Here is a 9211-nt window from a genome sequence, read left to right as displayed (position 1 = left end):
CAAAATCAACGCACTCTAAAACCGGAAGGGCCACTTTTCGGCCTCTTCAGTCGCAGCGGTAGACGCGTCCAGAGCGTTCACGATGCTCCGTTGCTGGCCACCATCAAGACGATCCTACTGCTCGTTCAAGGCCGCGACGATGATCGCCTGGGCGTGCACGCTGACCCCAATCTGAGTATTCCCGATACTGCCCAGGAGCAGCGAGCCCATATGACTACTTGTTCAAGCCGGTTAGAATCCAAGCACTACCCGGATTATCCAGAGAAAAAGTGAGAGCAACTGTCGTTGACTCCATGATTAAAGAAGACGGACTTGATGGAGAACACAGATCGAGAGCCTGTCGAGAGAACCTCACCCATTGTTCGCTGTCGCCCTTTCCTCTAAGAAAGAGGAAGTTTTCGTGATCGGAGAAGCCGTGTTCTGGAACAGGGGGATCATCAGCCATAAGTGTTTCTTTGACTGTTTGATACGGAGTGTATGGGCACACGAGCGAAAACTCAGTCCACTCTGGTCCGTAGAGTTCCTCCAGTGTGATGGACTCAGTAACGGGCATTGCATGTCCCGATCGTCCTAGGGACGCGAGATGAGAAGCCAATGGGTCATCAAAACTACAAGAGGAGAGTAATAGGGAGACAATACTAGTGAACCCTATCCGCGCCATCATGCGTCTCATTAACATAAACCCCTTCTCGTGCCTATCCTAGGAAAGTGGAGATAGCAGTCCAATGCTAGCCCAGAGGGCGCACTGGTTCAGAGCAGAAGCTTCGTCGCCACTACTTGCGAAAGCAAATCCAAGAAATCGACCTTGGGCATTGTTATACAGGTCCATGCTGGTCTCATCCGCTGGCCCCTGAGCGACAGTTTCGTGGTTAGTAGCAATGCGTTCAGCTGCATCTGCACCGATTCTCATCGTCATCAGGGCATTCCACGAGCAGTGCCGAAAAACATCGCCCTTTCCATTGTGGAGTGATGTGGCGCCAGGAAACCGGTTCTGCGCTTCCATACTCGCGGTTGTGGCTGCCTGATTGACGATGCCGCATGATACTACATCGACCAGCGCGATGCAGGACAGCATTTCAAGGCCCTGGATATATATCCGGTAGGGGTCCGACTGGGCGGTCGCAAAAGGCGCTACCTGAGGATTGATGTCAGTGACCCTGGCACGTTCAACTGCAGCAATGATTGCGCGTTGTTCATTAGCTGACAGGGATGCGAAGTAACCGTACGGGTCGGCTCGAAGTAGAAAGCCATCTTTACCAAACAGTTCAGTGCGCAGATTGGATCTTTGCCCTACTTGGAAGGATTTCAGCCTACAAATATGACCCAGATTTCAAGGATTTCGACTGGGCAATCAAGTATTTCGGAAACCGACTAGCCCATGCGAGTAGTCCCCACAGCAAGATTCGTGCCGCAGGAACAGGTCGGGACGTTTATGCGAATCATCTTGGCAGCTACCGCAGTTGTTTTTCCAAACCCGAAATCCCCATGAGTCCTACCGATATGGAAGCTCTGGCGAAAAAGTTCAACGGTTAATTCTCTATTTTCTGAAGCGCCGGTTTAAACCGTTAGGCGGCCGCTCAACGCACGCGAAAGCGTCAGCTCATCGACGAACTCAAGGTCGCCGCCCAGCGGCATGCCGGAAGCTAGGCGCGTGATCTTCAGCCCCGGGAAGTCTCGTAGCAGGCGCACGAGATAGGCCGCGGTGGCTTCGCCTTCGGTGTTCGGGTCGGTGGCGAGGATGACCTCGGTGATGTCCGGGGAGTCGTCGTAAAGCGGCTTCTCCGGGGTGGAATCCGCGAGCTCTCGGTCCGGTAGCACGCCGCCGAGGCGCTGGAGTAGTTGCGAGATGTTGAGGTCCTTCGGGCCCACGTTCGCCAACGGATCGAGTGCGCCGCCGAGCACGTGATAGCGGCCGTCATATTCGCCGGTGCGCTCGATAACCTGAATGTCCTTGGGCTCTTCCACCACGCAGATGGTGGAAGCATCGCGCTGCGAATTGATACAGATGCGGCAGACTTCCTCGCGCGAAATATTGCAGCAGATGCGGCAGAAAGTCACACCATCACGCACTGCCCCCAGCGCCTTCTGGAGGCGATCAATCTCCTCTGGATCCTGATGCAACACGTGGAAGGCGATGCGTTGCGCTGACTTCGGGCCAATACCCGGCAGGCGCGAGAACTCATCGATGAGATCCTGCAGAGGTCCTTCAAACACGCAATGCTCCCCTCACTCAACAATCCCCTAAGCCCTAGCGGCTGGAGACACAACAAAAGGCCGCACTGCTCTCCACAAAGAGAGCAATCACGGCCTTTAAGTCTAACGCGCGACTTACTGGTTGCCGCCGAAGACATCCTGGATGGACGGACCATCGTAGTTCTGCTGGGACTGCCCCATGCCCTGGGACAGCGGGCCAATCTTCTCCTGGGCCAGGCGGCCAGCAGCAGCGTGAGCCTCCTTGAAGGCGCCAACGATGAGGTCCTGAAGGGTATCGATATCCTCCGGGTCGACGACGGACTTATCAATGGACACGCTCTGCAGCTCAGCGCCACCGGTCATGGTGACCTTCACCAGGCCATTGCCAGCGCTACCCTCAACGGTGGCGGCCAGGATTTCCTTCTGAGCCTTCTCCAGCTCAGCCTGGACGCGGGCGGCCTGCGCCAGGATCTCGTTCATGTCATTTGCCTGCTGCATCGGGTCGTTCTCAGTCATGCTAAAAATCCTTTCACACGGTTATTTTCACTACGGGCCAAGTGTACAGATGCCACGCTAGAGCCGCCGCGCTCCCAACTCCTGTGCGAGAAGCTCCATCGCGACTTCCGTGGCATTGCGGTGGTCCATCTCGCCGGCGTTCTGCGCGGCCTCCATCATCTCGCGTTCCTCATCCGCGCGGGTGTATTCCGGCTGCGAGGCGGGAGCTTGTTGAGGCGCAGACTGTTGCGGCGGGACAGGTGCTTGGCCTGCGCTTTCCGGCGCCCCACCCATCCCTGTCGGCGGACCGTAGTTCTCCGGTGGTGCTTCGAACTCACCCTCGTCCGGGCCCGGCTCCGGCGGCAGCGGAACGCCGTTGCCAAACTTGGGAACCTTGGAAAACTCTTCATCCCGCTGGGCTGCTACTTGGCTCGCTTGCGCGATGCGTGATCGCCATTGGCTGCCACGGGCCTCCCTCTTTGGGGGCACTGCTGCCCCGCGCGGGGCAGCTTCCGGTCGCGTGCCTGCCTCCTCGCGCGCACCGTGCTGAGACTGGGGCTGATCCGCCGTCATTTCAGACGACGGCCCCTGCTGCCCGATCCGACGCGGCGCGCCCCACGGGTCATCGCTAGCGTCGCCGCGTTCCTTCGCCTCGGGCTCGCTGGTCTTGTCGACCTCATCAGATTCTGTTGCGGCTGCGGAAGCTGGCGCAGTTTCGGAAGAGTGCGAATCAGTAGCGTTGTCCTGAGTCTCCGGACTCTCTGCCTCCTCGTCGGGCTCGGCGGCCTCACGTGGCGGTTGGTTGGGGTTCCACTGGGTACGTTGAACTGGCTCAGTCACCGTGAACCCGTGGGCCTTCGGGTCGGTGCCGATGACACACGTGACCTTCAGGGTGCGGTTGAGCTCCTCCTGAAGGACGGTCACGATGACCTCGTTGGTGCCTGGAGAATTGATGCGTTCCGCCAGCGCACCGGTGGTGTGCCCAAGAACCAGGGTGTCATCACGCACGCCGAGGACACGGGCTTCGGCAAGCATGATTTCAGCGACCTTGTTGCGACGGCCAATGGTGGCGCGCAGGTCCGACCACCGCCCGCGAATCTCCGCGGCTGGGTCGTGCGGCTGCTCAGGCTCAGGATGCTGTTCTTGAGCCTGTTCTTGTTGTTCCGTCTGCTCCTGTTGCTGCTGTTCCTGTTGCTGGCGCTCCGGCGGCTCTTGGCGCTGTTTAGCCTGGTCTGGCTGCGGCTCAGGCTGCGCCTCCGGCTGTGCAGGACGCTCTGGCACTTGGGGCTGCGAGTCCTCGGGGGCTGGGGGCTGCTGCACCTGCTGGACTGCTTCCTGAGCCTTGTCGGCCTGCTGCGGTTGCTGCAGTGGTTGCTGTTGCTGGGCCTCTTGCTTTGCTGCTTGACGGCTGCGGCGCTGCGCGATGATCGCCGCAGCGGCGGCCGCGGGATCCTGGGCGCTGGCGACCGCAGATTGCTGGCGCTGTGCAGGCGCGGTGGGCTGCCCTGCGGGTGCCGAAGGCTGCGCTCCCGCACCTTGCGGGGCAGCGGTGGGTAGCTGACCGGCCGCTGCCGCTGCGGGGGCGGCACCAACGATGAGGTGCGCACACAAAATTTCTAGAAGTAGCCGTGGGGACGTCGCTCCCCGCAGGGAGGACACGCGCTCGTTGACGGTTTCCGCCAGGTAGGCCAGCTGCGGGCCAGAGAAGCGCTGCGCCTGGGCAGTCAGTACTTCCCCGCGGTCAGTCGGAGCCGAGACCAAACCTTCCTCCAACGCGGATGGCACGGCCTGCAAGATCATCAAATCCCGCAAACGATCCAAGAGGTCAATAGCAAAACGACGGGGATCGTGGCCGGCTTCAATGACATCGTCGACAAGCCGGAAGAGCCCAGCCTTATCCTGGTTTGCCAGGGATTCAACCGTGTTATCCAGCAGGCCCTCGTCCGTGACACCCAGAAGCGGACGGGCCACATCGTAGGTCAAGCCATCGGGCCCCGCGCCCGCCAACAGCTGGTCCAGGATGGATAACGTGTCACGCGGTGACCCGCCGCCGGCCTGGATGACCATGGGGTACACGGTGTCATCCACGTGGACGTTCTCCGAGGCCACGGTGCGCTCCAACAGCCCCTTCATCGCCGGCGGGGTTAGCAGGCGGAAGGGGTAGTGGTGGGTACGCGAGCGGATGGTGCCGATGATCTTTTCCGGCTCCGTCGTGGCAAAGATAAAGATCACGTGCTCCGGTGGCTCCTCCACCACCTTGAGCAAAGCATTGGCACCGGAGGCGGAAATCATGTGGGCCTCATCGATGATGAAGATGCGGTAGCGCGACTCCGCCGGCGCGTAGTAGGCGCGGTCACGCAGCTCACGCATGTCCTCGACACCATTGTGGGAAGCGGCATCGAGCTCCGTGACATCCAAGTTGCCCGGCCCGCCAGGGGCCAGCGAGACGCAGGAATCGCACACCCCGCACGGCGTGGAGGTGGGGCCCTGTTCGCAGTTCAGCGAGCGGGCCATGATGCGCGCAGACGACGTCTTTCCGCAGCCACGCGGGCCGGAAAAGAGGTAGGCATGGTTAATACGCCCCGCATCAAGGGCGGCGGACAACGGCGTGGTGACCTGCTCTTGGCCTACCACTTCCGCGAACGTTGCTGGACGATATTTCCGGTAAAGAGCCACGGTTAGTCAGTCTAGCGTCTCGCCCCGACACGTCACTCCGAGCGCTGCCAATCCAGTAGATCGATGCCTTGCTCCGCCACCGCCTGCTGCAGCGCCGGCACGCCTTCCTCGACGGCGTAGGCGTACTCGGCGTCGCTCAGCATCAGCAGTTGGCAGACCAGTGTCAGGCGGCCCTCCTCCGCCACCTGCGGGGTCTGGCCGCCCCACAGGTACGGGGCGATGAGCATGCCATGACGCACGCTCACGTGGGCGAAGCGCTCGTCCCCTTCAGCAAAAAGTTTGGGCAGGAGCAAACCTGGCTGCGCGGGCAGCAAGCCTGCGGACTCTGTGAGCAATGCCGCTGCCGCACTCACTGCAGCAGCCGCTTCAGCCTGGTTGGTGCGGGCGACGGTGAGGAGCTCGCAGCGCACATCGATCCCCTGCTCGGCGTGCGCCAAGCCGGTATCGACGTCGGCGAAGCCACAAGTGACCGCAAGAGATTGCTCACCCTCCAGCGAAGCTAAGCCCAAGCGCTGCCCCTCGACATTCTTAAACGCCAGTTCAGCGGGAATAATCTGGTCGAGCCAGTAGGCCGTCTCGTCAGAGTTGATTGCCTTATGCCCCCAGCTTCTCCAGTGCGGCGAGCAGCACACAGGTGGCCACGCCATCCATTGCTGCCTCAACCTCTTCCTGCGGCGGCAGGGACGGGGCCAAGCGAATGTTGTGGTCCTTCTCGTCCTTGCCGTAGGGGAAGGCCGAGCCAGCCTTGGTCAGGAGAATGCCGGCATCGCGGGCCAGCTCCCACACGCGGGTCGCGGTGCCCTCCAGCACGTTCAGGGAGATGAAGTAGCCACCCTCCGGGTGGGTCCAATCAGCGATTTCGTGATGGGTGAGGTTCTTATCCAGGATGCGCAGAACCGCTTCGAACTTCGGCGCCAGCAGCGCAGCGTGGCGGCGCATAACCGCACGCACGCCCTCGGCGGACCCAAAGAACTCGTAGTGTGCCAGCTGGTTAATCTTGTTCGGGCCAATGCCGCGGATTCCGGCATGTTCCAGGTACCACTTCAGGTTGTCCGCGGAGGATCCGAAGAAGCTCACGCCGGAGCCAGCGAAGGTGATCTTCGACGACGAGGACATAGCCCAGAAGCGGTCCGGGTTACCTTCCTGCTCTGCAATCTCCAGAATCGGCAGAACCTCCGGGAAGTCCTCGGTCAGCGTGTGCACGGCATAAGCGTTATCCCACACGATGCGGAAGTCCGGTGCACCGGTCTCCATCGCTGCAAGGCGGCGAGTCTTCTCTTCAGAGATGACAGCGCCCGAAGGGTTGGAGAACATCGGCACTACCCACATGCCCTTGACCTGCGGGTCCTTGGCCAGCTCCTCTACCGCCTCGATGTCCGGGCCGTCTTCTTCCATCGGCACCGAAATCAGCTCGAAGCCGAAGGATTCCGTGATGGCGAAGTGGCGGTCATATCCCGGGGTGGGGCAGATCCACTTGATGGTCTCTTCCTTGGACCACGGCTTCTCAGAGCTGTTGGTGCCGAAGGTGTAGGCCCACAGGATGAGGTCATACATGATGTTGAGGGAGGAAGAATCCGCCGCGATGAGGAGCTCCGGATCCATGTTGGTGAGCTTGCCCCACAGTTCACGCAGCTCCTTGATGCCCTTCTGGTTACCGTAGTTACGCAGGTCATTGCCTGCGGCATCAGTGTAGTGGCCGCGGCCCGGCAGGACGAGCAGATCATTGGACAGATCAAGCTGAGCCTTAGACGGCTTTCCTCGGGTCAAGTCAAGTTCCAAACCCTCAGCCTTGAGGGCCTCGTAGTCCTTGCGCACCTGCGCGGCAAGCTCAGTAAGCTCGGACTTTTCAAGATTAAGAAGAGACATCCGTCTTCCTTCCGGGACGTAGTGCGGACATATGGCAACCATACTAACGCCCCGTTACATCCCCCGTGTTAAAGCACACAAAATAAAAGGGGACCCCGCGCACCCGCCAGAGCCTCCTGACCCTTGCTGCATTCCTGCCCTGGGGGAGTTCAGAGGATGGACGCCACGCGGAATCCTGCGGTCTAGCCTAGCGTGCCTTGCTTGTCGACGCCAAACCGCTCCCCCACCGCCCGGCTCCCGCTCCGCTTCCAAGCGCACTTCTTACCTCGCGCCCCTAAACCCTCAAGTTCTTCGCGCTGACCTGGCGATTTTGCTTCATTAGGGGGCTCATGTAATGTTTCTCAGCGGAGGATTCGACTAGCGGCCTATGTCACACGCCTGGAACGCGTGCGGGAGTCACATCCCTCAGGGGTTCAAATCCCCTATCCTCCGCCACTGGGAAATCCCGGGCTTCACAGCATCACGCTAAGAGGTCCGGGATTTCTCGCATTTAGCACTGCAGACCCTTAACCCTTAAGCCGCCCGGGCAAAGGAACCAAAGTAAAGGCACCATTTGCTGGACCCCAAACGGAAAACCCCAGGTGATTACATGCGATGCTTCGCATAAGGTTTCAGTACTTTGGTTTCTTTGCAGCCCGGCTGCTAGCCGTGCCATCCACCCCAAACGCTATTAATCGAACTCGGGAGCCTCGTAGCCGTCTTCCTTGAGCCACTCCACGTGTGGCGGGGTGTTCATGCCCCACTCGGTGCGGGCAAGCAGGAAGGCCTCTTTCACCTCGGCCTCGCCATAGCCGCCATCGCGCAGGTACTGGCGGAAACCGTTGGGCCCAGGTTCTTTGATCCAGAGCCACACGTAGTCATCCAGTGTGCTATCCCCCAGGATGTCTTCCATGCCCGCCGGCAGCAGCTCACGCCCGGCGCGCACGCGCTCCTCCAAGTCCTCTTCGAAGAAGTCATAGAGGTAGTCCAGACCGTCTTCCAGATGGGCGTACTCAAAGGCTTCCATGCTGCTCCGTTCTACACCGTTCCATCCCAGACAAAGGGCTCCCGTGAAAGCTTATCGGGGATAAAGCGTTCGAGGAGGTCCGCGGCGGTGTTAATCCCTTCGGTGTCATATCCCAGCGAGCGGGCGAGTAGGCGAAGCACATCGCCCATCTCTCGCCCCGGATCCGCGAGTAACTGGCGGAGAGTTACTGCCCCATCGCGCTTGGACAGGCGGACGTTGTCCGAATTCAGCACGAGCGGGACATGAACGAACTCCGGCTCCGGATAGCCCAGCTTGTGCGCCAGGTAGGCCTGACGCGGGGCGGAAGACAGCAAGTCATCGCCGCGCACGATCTGATCGACACCTTGGAAGGCATCGTCAACGACGACCGCCAAGTTATAGGCCCAGTCCATACCCTGGCTCGGATCCGCCGGGGGCTGGCCGCCACGGCGCAAGATGAAGTCATCCACCTCCCCGGTGTACTCGCCGGCGAAGGCGTCATGGATGGTGAAGGAGGAGACGTCAACACGCAAGCGTATGGCGGGCACGCGGTTCTGGGCGGCGAGCTCGGCGCGTTTGGCCTTGCGCCCGGCGTCACTGAGATCGCGGCACGTTCCCGGATACTGCCCAGGAATAGTATGCGGCGCACGGGAAGCTTCCTGGATATCTTTGCGCGAGCAGTAACACTCAAAGGTAGGAAGCTGCGCCAGCGCCGCCTCATAAGCCGCATAGCGATCCTGCTGGTAGATGACTTCCCCGTCCCAGTCCAGGCCGAGCGCGGCAAGGTCCTCCAACTGGCGTTGTGCCGACTCCCGGGAGGAGCGCTGCGTGTCAATGTCTTCTACGCGAACAAGGAAGCGGCGCCCACTGCTTCGGGCGTAGAGCCAAGCCAGCAACGCCGTGCGCAGGTTACCCAGATGCAGATCTCCGGACGGGCTCGGGGCATAGCGCCCAGCGGGGCTGAGAAAATCCATGGCAACCAGTCTACGAGGAGTC

9 protein-coding genes, 1 tRNA gene and 1 other RNA gene are annotated in these 9211 nt (G+C 60.6%); 2 read left to right on the top strand and 9 right to left on the bottom strand.

Going from position 1 to position 9211, the window contains the following annotated elements; genetic code table 11:
• The coding region (locus HMPREF2996_RS12915) for a hypothetical protein (protein ID WP_210398940.1) at positions 1 to 273 on the top strand (273 nt) is incomplete at its 5' end.
• A 427-nt stretch (positions 274 to 700) separates the two neighbouring features.
• On the opposite strand, the gene HMPREF2996_RS13130 is transcribed toward HMPREF2996_RS12915, so the two are convergent.
• The 7 genes from HMPREF2996_RS13130 to ffs all read right to left on the bottom strand — a co-directional run bounded on the left by HMPREF2996_RS13130 (position 701) and on the right by ffs (position 7410).
• Complete coding sequence (locus HMPREF2996_RS13130; protein WP_371441134.1) at positions 701 to 1075, bottom strand: DUF6973 domain-containing protein; 375 nt, start codon at positions 1073 to 1075, stop codon at positions 701 to 703.
• A 482-nt stretch (positions 1076 to 1557) separates the two neighbouring features.
• Positions 1558 to 2214 carry a recombination mediator RecR gene (recR, locus tag HMPREF2996_RS12315; protein WP_070731493.1) on the bottom strand — a complete coding sequence of 219 codons (657 nt, stop codon included), beginning with the start codon at positions 2212 to 2214 and terminating at the stop codon, positions 1558 to 1560.
• Positions 2215 to 2328: 114 nt separating this feature from the next.
• The gene (locus HMPREF2996_RS12310) at positions 2329 to 2709 is read right to left on the bottom strand and encodes a YbaB/EbfC family nucleoid-associated protein (RefSeq protein WP_010190004.1); all 381 of its coding nucleotides are present in this window, start codon (positions 2707 to 2709) and stop codon (positions 2329 to 2331) included.
• 57 nt (positions 2710 to 2766) lie between these two features.
• Positions 2767 to 5364 (bottom strand): DNA polymerase III subunit gamma and tau, encoded by a 2598-nt coding sequence (locus tag HMPREF2996_RS12305; RefSeq protein ID WP_070731492.1) that lies wholly within the window; start codon positions 5362 to 5364, stop codon positions 2767 to 2769.
• A 32-nt stretch (positions 5365 to 5396) separates the two neighbouring features.
• Entirely contained in the window at positions 5397 to 6011 is a 615-nt protein-coding gene (locus HMPREF2996_RS12300) for a suppressor of fused domain protein (protein ID WP_080550381.1), read from the bottom strand.
• Positions 5959 to 7230, bottom strand: coding sequence for an aspartate aminotransferase type Ic (locus HMPREF2996_RS12295; RefSeq protein ID WP_010190010.1), 1272 nt, complete (start codon positions 7228 to 7230; stop codon positions 5959 to 5961). The genes HMPREF2996_RS12300 and HMPREF2996_RS12295 overlap by 53 nt, the downstream gene beginning before the upstream one ends.
• 81 nt (positions 7231 to 7311) lie before the next feature.
• Positions 7312 to 7410: signal recognition particle sRNA small type (ffs, locus tag HMPREF2996_RS12290), an RNA gene on the bottom strand.
• Between the two features lie 166 nt (positions 7411 to 7576).
• Between ffs and HMPREF2996_RS12285 the strand changes: the two genes are divergently transcribed.
• Positions 7577 to 7665: transfer RNA gene (locus tag HMPREF2996_RS12285), tRNA-Ser, on the top strand.
• A gap of 235 nt (positions 7666 to 7900) precedes the next feature.
• On the opposite strand, the gene HMPREF2996_RS12280 is transcribed toward HMPREF2996_RS12285, so the two are convergent.
• Both HMPREF2996_RS12280 and gluQRS read right to left on the bottom strand, forming a co-directional pair.
• On the bottom strand, positions 7901 to 8236 hold the full coding sequence (locus HMPREF2996_RS12280) for a hypothetical protein (RefSeq protein WP_070444250.1): 336 nt from the start codon (positions 8234 to 8236) through the stop codon (positions 7901 to 7903).
• An 11-nt stretch (positions 8237 to 8247) separates the two neighbouring features.
• On the bottom strand, positions 8248 to 9189 hold the full coding sequence (gluQRS, locus tag HMPREF2996_RS12275) for a tRNA glutamyl-Q(34) synthetase GluQRS (RefSeq protein WP_070731491.1): 942 nt from the start codon (positions 9187 to 9189) through the stop codon (positions 8248 to 8250).
• Positions 9190 to 9211 lie beyond the last annotated feature (22 nt).

This window comes from Corynebacterium sp. HMSC066C02, assembly GCF_001814945.1.
GTDB lineage: Bacteria > Actinomycetota > Actinomycetes > Mycobacteriales > Mycobacteriaceae > Corynebacterium > Corynebacterium aurimucosum.
Note: the sequence above shows the minus strand (reverse complement) of the source record. Positions and strands in the feature narration are given on the sequence as shown.

Bases quoted from the DNA above. Each gene is read 5' to 3' on its own strand.
- gluQRS (WP_070731491.1), bottom strand. From the start codon at position 9,189: ATGGATTTTCTCAGCCCCGCTGGGCGCTATGCCCCGAGCCCGTCCGGA.
- HMPREF2996_RS12280 (WP_070444250.1), bottom strand. From the start codon at position 8,236: ATGGAAGCCTTTGAGTACGCCCATCTGGAAGACGGTCTGGACTACCTC.
- HMPREF2996_RS12300 (WP_080550381.1), bottom strand. From the start codon at position 6,011: ATGGCGTGGCCACCTGTGTGCTGCTCGCCGCACTGGAGAAGCTGGGGG.
- HMPREF2996_RS12310 (WP_010190004.1), bottom strand. From the start codon at position 2,709: ATGACTGAGAACGACCCGATGCAGCAGGCAAATGACATGAACGAGATC.
- HMPREF2996_RS13130 (WP_371441134.1), bottom strand. From the start codon at position 1,075: ATGCTGTCCTGCATCGCGCTGGTCGATGTAGTATCATGCGGCATCGTC.
- HMPREF2996_RS12295 (WP_010190010.1), bottom strand. From the start codon at position 7,230: ATGTCTCTTCTTAATCTTGAAAAGTCCGAGCTTACTGAGCTTGCCGCG.